Raw genomic sequence first — 17,461 nt, 5'->3', positions numbered from 1 at the left:
ACTCTATTTACCGCGTTTGGTCCAGAGCTTCATTTCCTTCATTTTCTTACGGCGTTCACGCTGCAGAGATTTGCAGACCAGAGGAGTCTTTTTCTTGAGGCCGTATTTTTCACGGTATTCATCAGGTGTCAGACCGTGGGAAGCAAGGTGCTTCTTGGTAATGATCTTAAAGGATTTTCCGCATTCGCAGCAAACAATGGATTTTTCCTTGATGGATTTTTTGGGCTCGCATGCGGGAGCTTCTTCCTGCGCGGGGAGGGCGTTTTCAGCAATGGCCTGAATGCCGGCAGAGAGTTTGCGGACCATGGAAGTCATCTCTTCTTCACTCATGGTTCTTACGCTTGCTTGTGCTTTGACTATTTCCAAAGCTTCTTTCAGATAATCTTCCACTTGGAATCTCCTTTGAGGATTATTTTTTCACTAACTTGGCGTTGGAAGAATTATGGATAAAGTACTTTGTAGTAGCTGTCAAATACATTAAATAGAATTTTGCGGAATTTTTTATATATTAATGAAAGATGCATGAGTGATAGTATTAATTTTTTGTCCGCTTGAGTATTTTACAGTCAAAAAGTGTGCTTAAAACAGATAAATTTCGAAAAATGAAAAAAATACCGAACGTTATTTTGTAAAACATTTTATTTGCTATGCAGTTTCAAGCAATGCGTAGAAATGCCTATAAGTGCTTACCCGCATAGTGGACTTAAATGTTTGCGCTCTTTGCGTTGCAGGTGTAGCGCTATATGAAGGTTAACAAATGTTAAGGTGTTTGTTCCCATAACCTTTTTGAACTGGAAAAAGAGAAAACTATTTTGATTAAAATTAAGTCCGCTTTGATTTTCATTTTGCTTTTAACCCTGCCCTGTTCCGGGTGTATCTGGGGGACAGCTGCCGTGGTCGGGGTGGCTGTTGTAGGAGCAAACGTGAATGAATATCAGGAGTCTCAGGTGCCCCGAAATGCAACCAGGGATCTTGATGAACACCTTGAGCAGAAGCGGAAAGAAGATGAAGCCATATCACGCAGCAGTGAATTTCCACCTGAGCCGATTGATACTGATGAACTAATTGAATCGTATACTATTCCGGTCTTGGAAAAGTGATCCTATAAATCGTGACACGGTTTTTCAATTTTATAATGCACTCTTAATGATTTGACTTGCCTAAATCTTTTTCCAAAGTGTATCTTTCTCCTACTCGTCTATTTTAATTAAAATGAATTTAAAGGGGGCAGCATGTCCGGACAGACAGTTAAAAACACTGTTCTTGTTGTTGAAAACAGCAATACTCAGGCAAGAATTATTACCGAACATATAGAATCCATTACACCCTTTGATACCATGGTGGTTAACTCCATGGATGAGCTTGAAAGCAGGCTCGCTGAGAATGGCGATGATGTATTTATCGCGGTCCTGAACCTGAACATCAAGGGTGCTCCTGACGGGGAGGCGGTTGATTTTGTTCTTTCCCGTAAAATCCCCTGCATCGTTCTTACTTCCACATTTGATGAGGAAATCCGCAACCGTTTTATCGAGAAGAGCGTGTTGGACTACTTCAACAAATCCAGTCGTGAAGATCTGGAAGAAATGGTCGACCTCATCCGTCGCATTCATTCCAACCATGAAATCAAGGTTGTTATTGCCGAAGACAATTCCACGGCCCGCAAAATTATGCAGCGTTTGTTGGAACGGCTTAATTTTACCGTATTAGCCGGAGAAGATGGTGCCGAGGCCCTTGAGTTGATTAAGGCCAACCCGGATGTGCAACTGCTGCTCACTGATTACGAAATGCCAAATCTTGACGGTTTTGAGCTGGTCAGTGAAGTGCGTAAAACCCATAGCCGGGATCAGATGGCAATCCTCGGTGTGTCTGCCCACGACTCCGGCGCCATTACCGCTAAATTTCTTAAGCGTGGGGCCAATGATTTCCTCAAGAAGCCTTTTGAAGTTGAAGAATTTTCATGGCGGGTGACCAACAACCTTAACGAGCTTGAGCGTATCCGTTCCATCAAGGATGCCTACAGCCGCGATCCCCTGAGCGGTTTTTTTAATCTTAATTTCTTCCTCGATAAGGGGCGTGATTTGTTTGAAGAGGCCAAGAAAGAAGGCAAGGAGCCGGTAGTTGCAGCTTTTAACATAGACAATGTGCTTGAAATTAACAGTCAGTATGGCTGGGATGGCGGTTTTGCGGCCATGAAAAAAGCTTCTTCTCTGCTTGATCAACAGTCGCTGGGCTGGATGCTTACTGCGCGCAGTGATAATGGATTCTATGTTCTTGCCGATGACCTTGAAGGTTTGAAACGAGACCTTGGTGCGGTTAAGGCTGCTTTAGCCAGTTCTGAAATTGTGTCCAGCGCGGACAGGTTTATGGTCAGCGCTTCTTTTACTCTCAGTAAGGGTGAAAGCGGCTCTTTCGATGACGTGCTTTCCAAGGCTGCAATGAGTTTAAAAGCCCTTCAGGCTAAGGGGGTGAACTCATTTAGCTTTGCTTAAAGAGGATTAATAGAATAAACGCCCGTAATCTTATGAAAAGGATTACGGGCGTTTTTTATTTATTCGTTTTTGTTCCCGAATAGGTGAACGCTTTTTTGTCCATGGTCCAGTAAGTTCCGCGATCTATGCCGAATGCTTTTCCGCAGGGACAGTATACCTTGCCGTCCCGCTCTTCGGCATTCCAGATTTTTTTGATCCGGTCCTTATGGCAGCGGTGAACCTCTCCCTGGCCTATCTTGTAATACTTCCAGAGCTTGCGCCTGCAAGCAGAGCATTTTAAAACTAACATATGTATAAATTACGAAACGGCGAAGCCTAATTAAAAAAGTTTGGGATTCTAAAACCCTTTGAAAGGGTTTTAGCCGCCGGAGGCATTAATTCCGCAGAGTCGTCAGTAAACGCACAGGGTGTGTAAGAATATTCAGGGCACTGGAGATGTCTGTTGCCACGAGATCGGCAGCCCTGGCGGCTTTCATGGACATACATTCGGCCCCTGATATAATTATACTCAGGGCTGCTTCCTTGAGCATGAGCATGTCGTTGCGTCCATTGCCGATGCAGGCGCATCTGGACGGACCGAGCGTGTTTACATAGTCGAGCTTGGCTTTGTCTTCGGGGCTGCCGTTGATGATGTGAATGGTTACGGGCAGGCCGGAAAGTTCCTCTTCGCACTGGCCGAGGGTGTCAGCAGTGAGCACATGGACTTGTACATCATCGGATAATTCCATGATCAGCTTGCCGACTCCGGGCAGCAGGTTGCCGTCAAGGGCGAGTGTTCCGTTGTAGTCCAGAACAAGGTGCTCGATTTCAAGCTTGGCGAATCCCGGTATATCAAGATTTATCATGATTCTTCCTGAAACTGGTCTTAGCGGTTAGTCAGGCTAAAGGCTGGCATATCTTTCAATCTGTTTCTTGTAATCTAATACACCTTTTACGATACCATCGGCAATATAAGAAAGGTAGCGGTCCGTTTTAAGGCGTTTGGCTTCAGTGCGGTTGGTCAGATACCCCAGTTCGATAAGGACCGAAGGCATCTTCGCACCCATGAGCACGTAGAAAGGAGCTTCGCGCACACCCTGATCTTTTACCGACCATTTACGGCGGATGTTTTTCAGAGAACGAGTGTGGATACTCTTAGCCAGATCCTTGCTTTCCTTCATTTTTGAATTGAGCATCAAGTCAGTCAGGATAACCTGCAGGTCGCTGATCCGCTTGGCTGAAACCGCGTTTTCTCGAGCAGCTACCCGGACAGCATTGCGGTTGCGGGCAAGGTTCAAGGTATAGGTCTCAATACCGTTGATCTTGGAGCTGCGATGCGCGTTGCAGTGAATGGAAATAAACATGTCAGCCTTCTTGATGTTGGCCATGGCGGTCCTTTCTTCAAGAGGGATGAATTTATCTGTACTTCTGGTGTACATGACCGTGAATCCGGCCTTTTTCAGCTTGGCGGCCAGAATCTTGGCAAAGCGCAGGTTGATATCTTTTTCTCTCAAGCCGTTGGCGGCTGCCCCGGGGTCCTTTCCACCGTGGCCGGGATCAAGCATGATGGTCTTGAAGGTCAGCCCCAGCTGCTCAAGCAATTCTCCGGCCATTTTTTTGCTGTTTGCCGGAGGAGTGTATTTTCTAGGTTTGGATTTTTTGGGAGCGGAATAATGAACCGGGCTCTTGTTTTCAACTACCTTGCCTTCTTCAGGGGCCTGTACGTCAACTACCAGCCTGAAGGGGTTTTCCAGCGGAAAGATTTTGTAATCCTGCATGGAGTTGAAATCCAGCACCACGCGGGTGGTCCGGGGGTCACGTTGGGCGGAGCGGATGTCTTTAAGGATACCGTCGGCAACATGGGTGGCCTTGTGCACGCCGTTTCCAAGGATGGTGTTTTCAAGGTCGATGTAGAGCCTGTGCGGACGGTTCACGCTTTGGTTCGGATTCAGAATCTGGTAGCGGTAGCGTACTTCTTCATCCAGATCGAGGACCACGCGGGTATAGGTCTCACTGCTGGTGTAGCGCACTGAGAGAAGCTTGGCCTTACTGGAGGATTTCAGCTTGCTTTTGGTGGAAGCTTTTTTGGCCGGAATGATGGTGCCAGAAGGCTTCTTGTGTTTATTCTTTTTGCCTGAAATTCCTTTCCGGTCCATGGAATCCAGACGCTTGCGGGCCTTAGAATACATGTCCGACTTGGCATAGCGGTGGACGATGGTCAGATAATCGGAATAGGCAAGATCTTTTTCATGCAGCTTGCGCAGCCTGATTTCAGCCCTGCGATAGATGCTGTCATCCGTCCACTGGTGGGAAGGAAAATTTGAGATCATGCGCCCGTAGTAATCAACTGCGGTGCGAAAATCTTTTTTTATGCCGCTGCGGTTGCCCAGTTCTTCATATGTGCGGCCAAGATAGTAGAGAGATTTGGGCGCGTAATGGCCGCGGGTGGAACGCTTGAATACATTGCGAAACTTTTTTCCGACCTTTTCCCACTCAGAGCGGTACTGGGATTTCTTTTTATTTTTTGAAAGAGCATGGAACTGCTTCCAGGCAATGGTGAAATCATCCTTGATGCTGGCCCCGAATGCACTGGCAGGAATGACAGAAACAAGCAGTCCTGCAAGAAAGAGTGCCATGATCAGGTTTGGAATAAAAAATTTGCGCATTTTTTAGGTCGAAGTTCTTTATATTTAATGTTTTTGCCCAATGTGATTGCAGTAAAGATACAGGCAGTTGCTCTAAAAAAAGTTTAGATGTTTTCTTTAATAAGCTTGAGAGGCTAAAAAATCAACCTTCTATGCTGTATGAGCGGTGCTAGGGCTGATTTTAGTGCTCAGGGCGACCGGAACAGTACATGAAAGCTGGACTGACGGCCCATTTTATGTAATGGGCATATGCATTGTTACTCAGAACTTAAACAATTTACTTCACTCATTTGGAGACAGATAAATGGAAGCTCCCCAGAGAAATTTGGCTCTTGACCTTGTCAGGGTAACCGAGGCAGCAGCACTGGCGTCCGCCAGATGGCTGGGCCGGGGTGATAAAAACGCAGGTGATCAGGCAGCAGTCGATGCTATGCGTTTGAGTTTTAACAGCCTTGAAATCAGCGGTACAGTTGTTATCGGTGAAGGCGAGAAAGACCATGCACCCATGCTCTACAACGGCGAGAAGCTGGGCGTTGGCGAAGGTCCGGGTATGGACGTTGCTGTTGACCCCGTTGAAGGCACCAACCTGCTGGCATACGGACGCCCCAACGCAATTTCTGTTGTCGGCGTTGCTCCTACCGGAATGATGCTCGATCCGGGCCCCAGCTACTACATGCAGAAGCTGGTTGTACCCACTGCCGCAAGGAACATGGTCGACATCAATGCTCCGGTTAAAGATAACCTTGTCAAAATCGCCAAGGCCTTGAATAAGGATGTTGACGACCTCGTTGTCTTTGTTCTGGAAAAACCCCGCCACCACGGTCTGATTCAGGAAATCCGTGATGCTGGTGCGCGTATCCAGCTGCATACTGACGGTGACGTTGCCGGTGCGCTTATGGTTGTTGATCCGCGCAGCCCGGTTGATGTTATGATCGGAACCGGCGGTACCCCCGAGGGAGTTCTTTCCGCATGTGCTATCCGCATCATGGGCGGTGAGATGTTCGCTAAATTCGATCCTCAGTCCGAGGCCGAAAAAGCAGCTCTTGAAGATCAGGGTTACGATCTGCGCAACATCATGACCGTTAACGATCTGGTCAAGAGTGATGATATTTTCTTCTCCGCTACCGGTATCTCCGGCGGCACCTTCCTGCGCGGTGTTCGTTACCTCGGTTACGGCGCGGAAACTACCTCTCTGGTCATGCGCGGCAAGACCGGAACCGTTCGTCACATCGAAGCTGTCCACACTTGGGACAAGCTGATGAAGATCAGCGCGGTTAAGTACGACTAGTACAAATACTTGAAGAATTAAAAAAATGGGCGGTTCCGACTTGATTGTTGGAACCGCCCATTTTTAATCTGTTTGGGAAAGATTAATACTCCGGAGCCTCCAGCTTTTCAGAGATGATCTTTGCATCTTCTTCGCGGGCGGAGGTGTTCAGTTCTTTGGCTTCACCGTGGCAGGTAACCCCGGTGGGGCGTAACTGCACGTATCCGGCAGAGAGTACTTTGGTGTAGGGAATCTGTTCCCTGAATTCGAGGTAGCCGATGCGGTTGGGAATGAGTATGGGCAGCGGGTCGCCTGAAAAATCTTCAAACATGATATATTTCATTTTCGGTCCTTTATGATGCGGCCTGCCGTAATTGGCTAAGGGCCGGAAGTTGTTCCAGTTCGCGAACAATGTTGCCCGCATTCTCATTACAGATTATAGGCATATATATTCAAGATCAAGAAGTGTAGACCAGAAAATCCGGAGTTGGCAAATGGCTGAACATGACAGGAAATCGCTGGACAACAACGAACTTGCCAGAATGCGCACATTGCTGGCTAATGAGCGGACTTTTCTGGCTTGGTGCCGGACCGCGCTGGGGTTGTTCGGTTTCGGCTTCGTGATTGAGAAGGCCAGATTGTATATGGAGAAAATGCTGCCCGGAACACCGGCGATAATGCTCAAGGAAATGAATTTCCTCGGCGTTTTCATCATCATTTCCGGGATGGTTATTTTAACCAGTGCGGCTTTCCGGTTTTACCGTTTTGAAAAGACCGTCGGAGCCAGAGTCCGTTGGACTACACCCTATCCTGAAATGCTGGTCACTGTGGCAGTAGGTGTAATCCTGATTGTCAGCTCCATAGCAGGAAAAATGTTTTTCTAATCCCGCACAAATTTAAGCCCGAAGCGGCAAAGTCCTATTAAAAAATTTTGGGATTCTTAAACCCTTTTCAAAGGGTTTAAGCCGCCGGAGGCAGAGTATTTCAATAAAAAGCGCGTAGCGCATCAAATATGAAAGATAATTATAAAAAAATAGCACTTTGGCAGACCGCCTTCCTTGGCGATGCGGTACTGACCTTGCCCTTAGTTAAAGCTCTTGCTTTGCGTTTTCCTGACGCAGAGATTCATCTTTTTGTACGTAAGGGCGTGGAACCCCTTTTTGCAGGCCAACCGGAACTGGCCGGGGTGCACGGCTTTGACAAACGCGGCGCACAAAAAGGCATGAGCGCGGCCCGCTCTTTCGGTGCCGAACTGGGCAGACAGGGTTTTGACCTTTGGATTTCCGCACACACCAGCATGCGCTCGGCTGTGGTTTCTATGTCCACCGGGATTAAAGATAGAATCGGCTATGATACCCCGTGGTACAATCGTTTTGTATATTCCGAGACTGTGAAACGGCGCTTTGATGAGCTGGAAGAAGTGGAAAGATTGCTTGCTCTGGGAGAACCGTTGGGCATTTCCGGTCCTGCACCCGAGGTGATGCTTGAGCTTCCCGATGATAAGCTACGTGAGGCTGAAGAATTTTTTGCGGGACTGAGCTGTGGCCCGGTGGTGGGCGTACATCCCGGTTCCACGTGGGAAACCAAGAAATGGCCGGAACAGAATTTTGCCTGGGTGATCGATAAGTGCATCAATGATGGACTTAAGGTTATCTTGTTTGGCGGACCTGACGAAAAGGAACTTTGCCAGTCTGTCCTTGCGCAGGTTGAGCAGGCGGATAAGGTTATTGATCTGTCCGGAAAATTGGGCTTGCAGCAGCTTGCAGCTCATATCAGGCAGCTGGATGTCTACCTGAGCAATGATTCCGGACCCATGCATATTGCATGGATTCAGAAGGTCCCGGTGGTGGCTATGTTCGGCCCCACTGTGCGTAGGTTCGGTTTTTTTCCGCGCGGGGAGAATTCCACAGTGCTGGAGAGTCCTGAGGATTTGAAGTGCAGGCCTTGCGGTTTGCATGGCGGTAAAAGTTGTCCTGAAAAGCACCATAAATGTATGACAGATATTACGGCCCGGATGGTTTGGGATGAGATTGTGCAGAAAGTCGGAAAAGGCAGGGAGAAGGGGAATGGTTAAGCTGAAGAAAATTTTTATCCTCCTGCTGGCTTTGGTCTGCATGGCGTTGTTTTCCGGGTGCAAGGTCAAAGGATTGGGGAAAAAGGCTGAACCTGTTGCCACACCGGTCCTCGCTCCAGTGAAAGTCTCTTCCGCTCCTTACACCGAAGAAAAGAAGAATGTGATTGTCTGCACTGCGGACTTCATGCGTGCGGCCCGCTATTTCTCCTATCTGCATCGTGAATTTGAAGGGGTGAAGTCGGTCATCCTCAAGGTTCCGTCTACTGACGGTACTGCCGAGTCAGTGGATAAGGTGGTTTCCGGGGTGCAGGATCAGGTGGCCCGACTGAATAAAAACGGCAAGCTTATGTCCGTGCTTATTCTTGGCAGCCGGGACATTGTCCCTGTTGCTCAGTTTAGTGCAGGAGACGCGGCCGGGGTGCATCTTTCCGATTACGGTTATGGCGGCTCAGCATCAGCACCTGAGAATATGCTCCCGGTGGGCAGGATTCCGGCCCGTGACTGTGCGGAGGCCGAGGATGTGGCCGCAAAATATGAACGCTGGTATGGAGACCGCGAGTTTCGTCCGGCATGGCCGGTGTCATTTATCGGCGGGGAGGGCTTTTCCGCCCAGTCTCTTTCTGATTCGGAACTTCTGTTCTTCAATCTGCAGCAGGAAGGTATCGCAGGTCCGGAGGCAATTCGTTACCTTGGCGCAGCTGGGGGAGCGACACCGCAGCGTTTAGAGCAGTCTTTGGCGGAGGATGATGTCTCCGTGCAATGGCTGGCCCTTGAGGCTACCACGGAAGGCTTTATGGCCGGAAACGGAGTTGTTCCGGTCTCAGGTATAATGGGCCTTGAATACAAGCCCGGTTTGCCTGTGGTGCTCAACCCTTTTTGCGAAGTAACTGCGTTCAATTCAAGCATGCCCACTCCGGCGGAAGCTGTGGTCCTTTCTCCCGGCGGCGGGCTGGCTATGCTGACCGGATGTAACAATGCCGGGGATATCCGTGCTGAACTTGATGACGGGCGTGTTTTCCGGGTTGATTCAAGCGGGACCCCACGTTTGCTCATGGAATTTCATAAGGCCTATTTCAGCGGTAAGCATCGTATCGGCGATGCCTTGATTGAGGCCCGGGCCCAGTTCGCACAGAGCCTGCTTAAAGGTGAGAGTCTGACCCCCATTTATGACCTTGTTTTTTACGGGGATCCTGTATTGTCCATGCCTTTACCCGTGCGCACAGAATCCCCTTCATACAAGGGGTTGAATGTGGTCAGTAAACCAAAGAAACGTCAGGGCGTAGCTTTTTTCGACGTTAATTCGACCATATCCTTTGCCATGGAAGAGGGCGGGGTTTATCCGGCTGTGCGTTTGCAGGTTGTTGATCGCAGCGACGGACGGGTGGTTTCCTCCATGAAAGTGGAAGAGGACGATATTTTTAATTTCATGTCTGATGGTGAAGGGCAGTACCTGATATACTCCCGGCCGCTGGACGGCCCGTTGGCATGGCAGTTTTTTGATGTGCGAGAGAAAGGCAAGTCCGTTGAAGAAGCTGTTGTAGTTGCCAAGAGAGCCAAGCCTGCACCTAAGATTAGTGCCGGACTCAAGCCGGTCAACTACGCAGTGCAGGTCAGCTCCAATCGTAAGAAAAAATCCGCATCCAAGGTGCGCAAGCGTCTGGCCGGACAGGGCTATGAGGCTTATGTGGTCGAGGTCCCATCTGCCAATAACCGTAAATGGTATTGTGTTCGTTTCGGACGTTTTGATTCATGGGCCGATGCCGTGGAGGCCTCCGCAGCTTATGAGCGTAAAGAACAGGCTGATGCTAAGATAGTTCGCTGTAATGACAGCTAGTTATGATTTTATAATACATACGTGCTTGATTGGTTTGTCTTAATTCGGTAATAACCTGTTTCTTCGAACATTAAGTCTTGTTAAGAAACAGGTTTTGAGTCGTGAATCCCAAGCTGAAAAAAATTGTTTTTTTGATCATTGGCCTTGCTGTGTTTGCCGCATTAGGGTCATACGCCATTTGTTCAATCGGTGGAAAAACGCCCCGTCCGGTCCTTTCCTCAGGATACAAATTCTTTAAAGGCATTTCCCCTGCGAAGCTGGAACTCAGTAATGGTGAAATCATAAAACTGAACAGAAGTTTCTGGGAAAACCGGGAAATCTTGAAGAAAGCAGTGCTTACTGTGGTTGGTCAGGAAGGCGATCAGGGTCCAAAAGAAATGACCCCGCAGGCCGGGTTGAAGTTTTCGCTTGAGCTTCAAGGCAAAGGCGGGATGATTTATTCTCCGGAAAATATGCTTTGCAAGCGAAGTAAACTTGTCGATGAGATAAGCCGTTACGTGGGAGAGGGCGCCAAAATTCTCGCTTCTTATGAAGGATTGCCTGAGCTTAAAAATCGTGAAGTAGAAATCATTGATATGTAGGACTCAGTTTAAATCCACCCTGACCACAAATCTCTCATCCTGCTCTGCAAGGTTTAATTCCCAGCCCAGCCGTTCCGCCAGTTGAGTCGTCAGCTGCAAGCCCAGCCCGAAAGATTCGGTTTTACCATCCCTGACATCAGGACAGCTTAAATTGCTGACTTCAAGAATGCCCTGCTGCAAAAGAATACGTATCTCCCCTTCAAAGCTATACTGAAAGGCATTGCGGATTATATTGCTGAGCAGAATCTGAAAAGCTCGCAAAGGCATAGTTACGTTGAATTGTTCAAGGTTGAGTTTCAGGTCAACTTCTTTAGATTGCAGAAGGTAGCGATTTTCTCCCACCGTGCGTAAAATTTCCGCAGAAACATCTACATCCTCTTCCGGGAGCGGGTCCCGGCTCTCTCGGCTGGCCCAGAGCAGGGTTTCGGTCAAATGACGCATTCCGGCGACGGCCTTGCGCATACGCAGATATGAAGGCTTCAAGCGTTCATTTTCTTCAATGCCCAGCCGTTCCTGAAGCTCAAGGTTATTTTGCAGAATGGCAATGGGAGTGCGCAGCTCATGACTGGAGTATTTCTGGAAACGTTTTTCCCGCTCCACGCCTTCGCTGAGGCGTTTCATGTTGTTCCATAGCAGGTGGGCCAGTTGATCCAGCTCTTCATATTTAAAATTAATCTCATGGCCTTCCGGATTGTTGATATCCATATTGCCGGCCCATCTGCCAAGCTCCTCAACTGGTCCGGCAACCCGTCTGATTAGAAAAACAGCCAGCAAAACAATCATCCCGACACTAAGCAAGCCGAGTCCAGCCGGAATATACAGGACATATTTATCGAACCATTGTTTTACTTCGTCAGGTATCTTGCGTTCGTCAAAAGAGAAGACCAGAAATCTGTCCAGACCGTCGGACCTTTCGAATCGGTACAGTTGATAGCCTATTTCGTCGGTATAGTATGTCAGGAATTTATTTACCTTAACTTCAGATTCAGGGTACTTCCGCTTCAGGGCTTCCGGGAGGAGGTCATAGCTGGAATAGATGTGGACTTCATCTGATCCATTTCTCAAAGCGTTATTGTTCTTGTCGACATCTGCCAGATATTCACGGGCCATCCTCTTGATATAAAATTCTGATGAAAAATCCAGCCCGCGTCCAAGATAAAACCTGAGCAGAAAGGAATAGCTGAGTACAAGAAAAGTACAAATTACTATTATCAGGATGATTATGGATCTCCTGATGCTTGTTTTAGAATTCATTGTCCTTCCTCAGTGCAAAGCCGGAGCCTGCGATGGTCTTAATCAGGGGGAAATCAAAAGGTTTGTCCACTTTCTGCCGTAATTTGTGCATATGTACTTTCAGGCTGTTGCTTTCCGGGGTTTCATCCCCCCAGACAAAGCGGATCAGTTCTTCGCGCGGAACCACTCCCGGACTGGCCTTGAACAGACATTCCAGCAGGGCAGTTTCCTTGGGGGCCAATTTCAGCAATTGTCCGGCCCGACGGATTTCCTGCTTTTCCATATCAAATTCCAGATCAGCCAGAGTATATTTGCGTGGTTGGCTGCTGCGTCTTTTGGCGAGGGCCCTGACCCTGAAAAGCAGTTCCTTCAGGGCAAAGGGTTTGACCAGATAATCGTCAGTACCCGCTTCAAATCCGTTGACTTTGTCGTCTAGGGTATCGCGGGCGGTGATCATGAGAATGGGAGTATCCACGCCTTGGCGGCGCAGGGTTTCACAGACCCCGTAGCCATCCATCATCGGCAGCATGACGTCGAGCAGGATCACGTCATAAGCGCCTTTGGCGGCCAGTTCCACTCCGTGGACCCCGTTGCCTGCATGGTCGCAGATAATATTTTCAAGTTCCAGATATTCGATCAGGGATGCGGCAAGATCAAAGTCATCTTCCACCACCAGCACATGTATATTCATAAAAAATCCTTCCCCTGCCCGCAGGCTGCTTGCTTGTCGGAAACAAGTATAGCCTTTGCGGGCGGGGTTTACAAAGAATTGTCAGGGCCTGCTAAAGGTAGGGTTAAAGACCTTCAGCCGCAGATTCGGAAGATAAAGGGGAGGTCTTCCTGTTCCTGATCCGGTCCACAATGGACAAGACCCAGACAAAAAACACAGGGGCGAAGATGATTCCCAGCAGGGTTGCGCTGAGCATGCCGCCGATAACCCCGGTACCGATGGCCTGTTGGCTGGCAGCTCCGGCTCCGGTTGCCACGGCAAGCGGGATAACACCGAGGATAAAAGCCATGGAAGTCATAATAATGGGCCGGAAACGTAAGCGGGCACTCTTGATTGCAGCTTCGCGTACACCGGAACCGTCCATGACCATCTCCCGGGCAACCTCTACAATGAGGATGGCGTTCTTTGCAGCAAGGCCGATGATGGTGATCAAACCAACCTTGAAGTAGACATCGTTAGCCATGCCAGCAGCAGTGACCGCAGCCACCGCACCCAAGGCGCCGATAGGCACGACCATCATTACCGAGAACGGAATAGCCCAACTCTCGTAAAGGGCCACCAGCAGCAGAAAAACCACCAGCAGGGCAAGTGAAATCAACTTGGGAGCCTGCGCCCCGGCGGCTTTTTCCTGATAGGAAAGCCCGGTCCATTCATAACCGATGCCCAGCGGCAGGGAGTCGGCAATCCGCTCCAGTTCAGCCATGGCCTGACCTGAACTGTAGCCCGGAGCCGCGTCACCGGAGATTTTGGCGGCAACATAGCCGTTGTAGCGGGCAATCTGCACCGGACCGGTTTCCCAGACCATGCGCACCAGTGAGGAGAGCGGCACCTGTCCGCCTGCGGAGTTGGGCACGTAAAGGTTGTTCAGGCTGGACGGGGTTTTGCGGTATTCTCCCCCGGCCTGCACCACCACTCGCTGTACGCGTCCGGCATTTACAAAGTCATTGACCATGTTGGAGCCGAAGGCACTGGAAAGAGCGGTGCTGATGGTGCTGAAGCTGACCCCGAGGGTTTCGGCCTTCTGGCGGTCAATTTCAAGTTTGAGCTGCGGTGCATCAGGCAGGCTTTCCTGCATGGCATAGGCAATCACCGGAGATTCATTGGCCTTTTGCAGCACGGTCCTAAGCGCTTTGTTCAAAGCTTCAAGACCCAGTCCGCCTCGGTCCTGCAAACGCAGGGAAAAACCGCCTGTATTACCCAGACCGTCCACTGCGGGCGGGTTAACGGCGAAGATCATGCCGTCCAGATTGGATGACAGATTCATGTTGGCGGAAAGCACCTCATCCTGGGCGGACTGTCCTTTTCCACGTTCGGACCAATCTTTGAGTTCCGGGAAACCGATGGCCGCGTTCTGGCCGTTACCGGAAAAGCTGAAACCGAGAACAGAAAAAGCGGAATTGATCGCCGGACGGGAGTTAAAGTAATCCTCCATGCCCTTCACAACTTCAAGGCTGCGTGAATAGGTTGCTCCGGGAGGCAGCTGGATGCTGACAAAGAAGTTCCCCTGATCCTCTGTGGGCACAAAGGATTCCGGCAAACGCATGAAGCTGAAGCCGAGCACTCCGAGAATAACCATATAAATGCACATCATCCGTCCGGTACGTCCGGTGACGAATGAGGTCAGCCGTTCATAACGTTTACCTAAACGGTCGAAGGTGCGGTTGAACCAGCCGAAGAAGCCTTTCTTTTCCTCGTGGTGCCCTTTGGGAATGGGCTTGAGGATAGTGGCGCAGAGGGCCGGGGTCATGGTCAGGGCCAGAAAACCGGAAATGAGGATGGATACCGCCAAGGCCATGGAGAACTGGCGGTAGATTACACCAACTGAACCGTCCATGAAAGCAAGGGGCATGAATACCGCGCAGAGGGCCAGGGTAATACCCACAATAGCACCGGAAATCTGTTTCATGGCCTTGATGGTGGCCTCGCGGGGAGGCAGTCCTTCAGTGCTCATGATTCGTTCCACGTTTTCAACCACAACAATGGCGTCATCCACAAGGATACCGATGGCCAGAACCATACCGAACATGGTCATCATATTGATGGAGAAACCGAGCAGTGACATGACCGCAAAGGTTCCGAACAGGCAGACCGGCACAACAATGGACGGGATGACCGTGTAGCGAAAGTTCTGCAAAAACAGGAACATGACTATAAAAACAAGGGCGATGGCTTCAAACAGGGTGTGCAGTACTTTTTCAATGGCAACACCCACAAAGCGGGAAGAATCAAGGGGGATTTTTACTTCCACATCAGCGGGAAATGAAACGGAAAGCTCCTTGAGCCGCTCACGGACACGCTCAACGGTTCCCAGTGCGTTAGCTCCGGGAGCAAGCTGCACCGCAGCAGAAGAACAGGGGCGACCGTTCAGACGGGAATCAAAATTGTAGGATTCCGGTCCCAGCTCAATGCGGGCCACGTCAGATAAACGGACCACTGAACCGTCAAGCTCGGCCCGCAATACAATGCGTCCAAATTCTTCAGGGGTGGAAAGCAGTCCCTGCACCTTGATAGTTGCGGTCAGCTCCTGATCAGAGGCTACCGGGCGGTCACCGAAGCTGCCAGCCGGAACCTGCACATTCTGGGATGCGATGGCGCTGTTTACATCGGCTACGGAAAGCCCGTAACTGAGCAATTTTTGGGGATCAACCCAGACTCGCATGGCACTTTCTGAAGCAAAGAACTGTACTTTACCCACGCCTTCCACGCGGCGGATTTCATTGTTGATTCCCCGGGCCATCAAGTCTGCAAGGGCTTGCGCGTCCTTGTGTTCACTGCCTTCCTTGTAGGTAAGGGCATAAACCATGAGGAACCCGGCATTAGCCTGTTCCACGGTGATTCCCTGATCCTTTACAGTCTGCGGCAAACGAGCTTCAGCTTTTTTGAGCCTGTTTTGTACATCAACCTGTGCAAGGTTGGGGTCTGTACCGGGTTTGAAAGTAACAGTGATATCGGCAGAGCCGGTGGAGCTGCTGGATGATTCGTAGTAGAGCAATCCGCGGGCACCATTTAATTCTTCTTCAATAAGTGAAACAACGGAATCGTTGATGGTTGAAGCTGATGCACCGGGATAGCTGACTGAAACTGAGATCTGCGGAGGGGCGACCTGCGGGAATTTTTCCACTGAAAGGCCCGGAATTGCCAGTACCCCGGCAAGGCAGATGAAGATAGCCACAACCCATGCGAAGTTGGGGCGGTCGATAAAAAATCTGGACATATTTTAACCTGATATTTTGATGCGCTTCGCGCTTTTAGACGACTTGGTTTCGCCTCCGGCGGCCAAAGGAGCTAGGCCCCTTTGGAATCCCTCGTTGTTTAAGCCTTTTAAATACAGGGATTGCCTTGATTCTGCGGATTAACTATTTTCAGCAGAAGTGGGAGCTTCAGCCCCGGCCAGCAGCGCGCCCGGGCGGATTTTGTCGATGCCGTTGATCACGATTTTTTCGCCATCATTGAGGCCGTCAAGGATTTGCCAGCGTCCGTTGTCCATGAGTCCGGTCTTGACTGCACGCAGTTCGGCCTGCCCAGCTTTGTTGGCAACATAAACCTGTGCCTGTCCTTCGGCAGAACGGATTACCGCGCGTTGGGGGATAAATATGGCATTCGGCTCAGTCCCCAGATCAATCTTGATACGTACGAACATACCCGGCAGGAGCATGCCCTCTGCGTTAGGGAAGAGGCTGCGCAGGGAGACCTGCCCGGTGCGACGATCAACAGTAACATCGGAAAAGAGGAGCTTGCCCTGCTGGCGGTAGCCGACTTCTTCGACTTCAACTGTCACCTTTGCACCGGATTCTTCTTTTTCCCCATTTTGATTCATGGCGGCTTTAAGTTTGAGATAATCGGCAACAGGCTGATTGATATCCGCATAAATAGGATCGAGTTGCTGGATGGTTACCAAATGGGTGGCTTCGTTTTGTCCTACCAGTGCGCCTTCAGTAACCTGCGCCCTTCCGGCACGTCCGGAAATCGGAGCAACGACTGTGGCATAACTGAGATTCAATGCTGCGGTCTTGACCTTGGCTTGTGCTGCAGTTTTGACCGCTTCGGCAACCCTGTAATCAGCCAAGGCGTTATCATACTGCTGCTGGCTGGCGGATTTGGATTTTACCAGTGATGCGTAGCGGCGGGCTGTAAGGGATTTGTCCCGCAATGTTGCTTCGGCCTGAGCAAGGTCAGCTTTTGCTTCTGCCAGCACAGCTTCGAGACTGGCGGGTTCGATATGAAATAGCTGTTGGTCCTTTGTTACATCGCTGCCTTCTTCAAAGTCACGGCTTAAAAGAATGCCGGGAACACGGGCTCGAACCTCGGCAACCCGGCAGGGGGAAATTCTTCCCGGAAGTTCCACTGTACGGGTATACGGTCCGGCTTGCACCACAGCCAACTCCACCTGAGTGGCCTGTGGTTCTGCCCCGGATTCCTGCGCTGTTGCGTCAAGGTTGGAATCGCATCCGGCAAGGACTGCCATAAGAATAATTAACAACAGGACGTGATTAGGAAATTTATTTTTCAAAATGAGACTCCCGGTTCATTCTTTTAATCAAATAGAATCCAAAACAATAACTTTCCTGCTAAAGTCAGGCAGGAAGCTGGCAATCCTGTATCGCTCTCCGGGGTTAAGAAAGGGTTAAC

16 protein-coding genes are annotated in these 17,461 nt (G+C 49.8%); 7 read left to right on the top strand and 9 right to left on the bottom strand.

Features of this window, described 5'->3' with window-relative positions:
- Positions 1-3 precede the first annotated feature (3 nt).
- Entirely contained in the window at positions 4-390 is a 387-nt protein-coding gene (locus ACO05Z_RS18885; protein ID WP_015853443.1) for a MucR family transcriptional regulator, read from the bottom strand.
- Positions 391-812: 422 nt separating this feature from the next.
- On the opposite strand from ACO05Z_RS18885, the gene ACO05Z_RS18880 reads away from it, so the two are divergent.
- Positions 813-1,100 carry a hypothetical protein gene (locus ACO05Z_RS18880; protein ID WP_421903740.1) on the top strand — a complete coding sequence of 96 codons (288 nt, stop codon included), beginning with the start codon at positions 813-815 and terminating at the stop codon, positions 1,098-1,100.
- A 132-nt stretch (positions 1,101-1,232) separates the two neighbouring features.
- Positions 1,233-2,489 carry a response regulator gene (locus ACO05Z_RS18875; protein WP_421903739.1) on the top strand — a complete coding sequence of 419 codons (1,257 nt, stop codon included), beginning with the start codon at positions 1,233-1,235 and terminating at the stop codon, positions 2,487-2,489.
- A gap of 55 nt (positions 2,490-2,544) precedes the next feature.
- On the opposite strand, the gene ACO05Z_RS18870 is transcribed toward ACO05Z_RS18875, so the two are convergent.
- From ACO05Z_RS18870 to ACO05Z_RS18860, 3 genes are all read right to left on the bottom strand, one after another.
- Complete coding sequence (locus tag ACO05Z_RS18870) at positions 2,545-2,778, bottom strand: hypothetical protein (protein ID WP_421903738.1); 234 nt, start codon at positions 2,776-2,778, stop codon at positions 2,545-2,547.
- Positions 2,779-2,863: 85 nt separating this feature from the next.
- The gene (locus ACO05Z_RS18865; protein ID WP_421903737.1) at positions 2,864-3,334 is read right to left on the bottom strand and encodes an HAD family hydrolase; all 471 of its coding nucleotides are present in this window, start codon (positions 3,332-3,334) and stop codon (positions 2,864-2,866) included.
- Between the two features lie 36 nt (positions 3,335-3,370).
- On the bottom strand, positions 3,371-5,134 hold the full coding sequence (locus tag ACO05Z_RS18860) for an N-acetylmuramoyl-L-alanine amidase (protein ID WP_421903736.1): 1,764 nt from the start codon (positions 5,132-5,134) through the stop codon (positions 3,371-3,373).
- 283 nt (positions 5,135-5,417) lie between these two features.
- Here ACO05Z_RS18860 and glpX point away from each other — a divergent pair, with 283 nt between their 5' ends.
- Positions 5,418-6,401 (top strand): class II fructose-bisphosphatase, encoded by a 984-nt coding sequence (glpX, locus tag ACO05Z_RS18855; RefSeq protein WP_015853437.1) that lies wholly within the window; start codon positions 5,418-5,420, stop codon positions 6,399-6,401.
- Between the two features lie 82 nt (positions 6,402-6,483).
- Here the strand turns inward: glpX and ACO05Z_RS18850 are convergent, their stop codons facing one another.
- A complete protein-coding gene (locus ACO05Z_RS18850; protein WP_421903735.1) occupies positions 6,484-6,723 on the bottom strand; it encodes a hypothetical protein in 240 nt (79 codons plus the stop codon).
- 151 nt (positions 6,724-6,874) lie between these two features.
- Here ACO05Z_RS18850 and ACO05Z_RS18845 point away from each other — a divergent pair, with 151 nt between their 5' ends.
- The 4 genes from ACO05Z_RS18845 (at position 6,875) to ACO05Z_RS18830 (ending at position 10,869) form a co-directional block, all read left to right on the top strand.
- On the top strand, positions 6,875-7,264 hold the full coding sequence (locus ACO05Z_RS18845; protein ID WP_421903734.1) for a YidH family protein: 390 nt from the start codon (positions 6,875-6,877) through the stop codon (positions 7,262-7,264).
- A gap of 128 nt (positions 7,265-7,392) precedes the next feature.
- The gene (locus ACO05Z_RS18840) at positions 7,393-8,454 is read left to right on the top strand and encodes a glycosyltransferase family 9 protein (RefSeq protein WP_421903733.1); all 1,062 of its coding nucleotides are present in this window, start codon (positions 7,393-7,395) and stop codon (positions 8,452-8,454) included.
- Positions 8,447-10,288, top strand: coding sequence for a C25 family cysteine peptidase (locus ACO05Z_RS18835; protein ID WP_421903732.1), 1,842 nt, complete (start codon positions 8,447-8,449; stop codon positions 10,286-10,288). The genes ACO05Z_RS18840 and ACO05Z_RS18835 overlap by 8 nt, the downstream gene beginning before the upstream one ends.
- A 101-nt stretch (positions 10,289-10,389) precedes the next feature.
- Complete coding sequence (locus tag ACO05Z_RS18830) at positions 10,390-10,869, top strand: hypothetical protein (RefSeq protein ID WP_421903731.1); 480 nt, start codon at positions 10,390-10,392, stop codon at positions 10,867-10,869.
- 3 nt (positions 10,870-10,872) lie between these two features.
- On the opposite strand, the gene ACO05Z_RS18825 is transcribed toward ACO05Z_RS18830, so the two are convergent.
- The 4 genes from ACO05Z_RS18825 to ACO05Z_RS18810 form a co-directional block, all read right to left on the bottom strand.
- Entirely contained in the window at positions 10,873-12,123 is a 1,251-nt protein-coding gene (locus ACO05Z_RS18825) for a sensor histidine kinase (protein WP_421903730.1), read from the bottom strand.
- Positions 12,113-12,793, bottom strand: a complete 681-nt coding sequence (locus ACO05Z_RS18820) for a response regulator transcription factor (RefSeq protein WP_421903729.1) — start codon at positions 12,791-12,793, stop codon at positions 12,113-12,115. The genes ACO05Z_RS18825 and ACO05Z_RS18820 overlap by 11 nt, the downstream gene beginning before the upstream one ends.
- 103 nt (positions 12,794-12,896) lie before the next feature.
- Positions 12,897-16,046 carry a multidrug efflux RND transporter permease subunit gene (locus ACO05Z_RS18815; protein ID WP_421903728.1) on the bottom strand — a complete coding sequence of 1,050 codons (3,150 nt, stop codon included), beginning with the start codon at positions 16,044-16,046 and terminating at the stop codon, positions 12,897-12,899.
- A gap of 138 nt (positions 16,047-16,184) precedes the next feature.
- Positions 16,185-17,342 (bottom strand): efflux RND transporter periplasmic adaptor subunit, encoded by a 1,158-nt coding sequence (locus ACO05Z_RS18810; protein ID WP_421903727.1) that lies wholly within the window; start codon positions 17,340-17,342, stop codon positions 16,185-16,187.
- Positions 17,343-17,461 lie beyond the last annotated feature (119 nt).

This window comes from Maridesulfovibrio sp. (genome assembly GCF_965230075.1).
Classification (GTDB): Bacteria; Desulfobacterota; Desulfovibrionia; order Desulfovibrionales; family Desulfovibrionaceae; genus Maridesulfovibrio.
Note: the sequence above shows the minus strand (reverse complement) of the source record. Positions and strands in the feature narration are given on the sequence as shown.

Excerpts from the sequence above, each read along its gene's own strand:
- ACO05Z_RS18875 (WP_421903739.1), top strand. The coding sequence starts at position 1,233 with ATGTCCGGACAGACAGTTAAAAACACTGTTCTTGTTGTTGAAAACAGC.
- ACO05Z_RS18870 (WP_421903738.1), bottom strand. The coding sequence starts at position 2,778 with ATGTTAGTTTTAAAATGCTCTGCTTGCAGGCGCAAGCTCTGGAAGTAT.
- ACO05Z_RS18865 (WP_421903737.1), bottom strand. The coding sequence starts at position 3,334 with ATGATAAATCTTGATATACCGGGATTCGCCAAGCTTGAAATCGAGCAC.
- ACO05Z_RS18860 (WP_421903736.1), bottom strand. The coding sequence starts at position 5,134 with ATGCGCAAATTTTTTATTCCAAACCTGATCATGGCACTCTTTCTTGCA.
- glpX (WP_015853437.1), top strand. The coding sequence starts at position 5,418 with ATGGAAGCTCCCCAGAGAAATTTGGCTCTTGACCTTGTCAGGGTAACC.
- ACO05Z_RS18850 (WP_421903735.1), bottom strand. The coding sequence starts at position 6,723 with ATGAAATATATCATGTTTGAAGATTTTTCAGGCGACCCGCTGCCCATA.
- ACO05Z_RS18845 (WP_421903734.1), top strand. The coding sequence starts at position 6,875 with ATGGCTGAACATGACAGGAAATCGCTGGACAACAACGAACTTGCCAGA.
- ACO05Z_RS18840 (WP_421903733.1), top strand. The coding sequence starts at position 7,393 with ATGAAAGATAATTATAAAAAAATAGCACTTTGGCAGACCGCCTTCCTT.
- ACO05Z_RS18835 (WP_421903732.1), top strand. The coding sequence starts at position 8,447 with ATGGTTAAGCTGAAGAAAATTTTTATCCTCCTGCTGGCTTTGGTCTGC.
- ACO05Z_RS18825 (WP_421903730.1), bottom strand. The coding sequence starts at position 12,123 with ATGAATTCTAAAACAAGCATCAGGAGATCCATAATCATCCTGATAATA.
- ACO05Z_RS18820 (WP_421903729.1), bottom strand. The coding sequence starts at position 12,793 with ATGAATATACATGTGCTGGTGGTGGAAGATGACTTTGATCTTGCCGCA.
- ACO05Z_RS18815 (WP_421903728.1), bottom strand. The coding sequence starts at position 16,046 with ATGTCCAGATTTTTTATCGACCGCCCCAACTTCGCATGGGTTGTGGCT.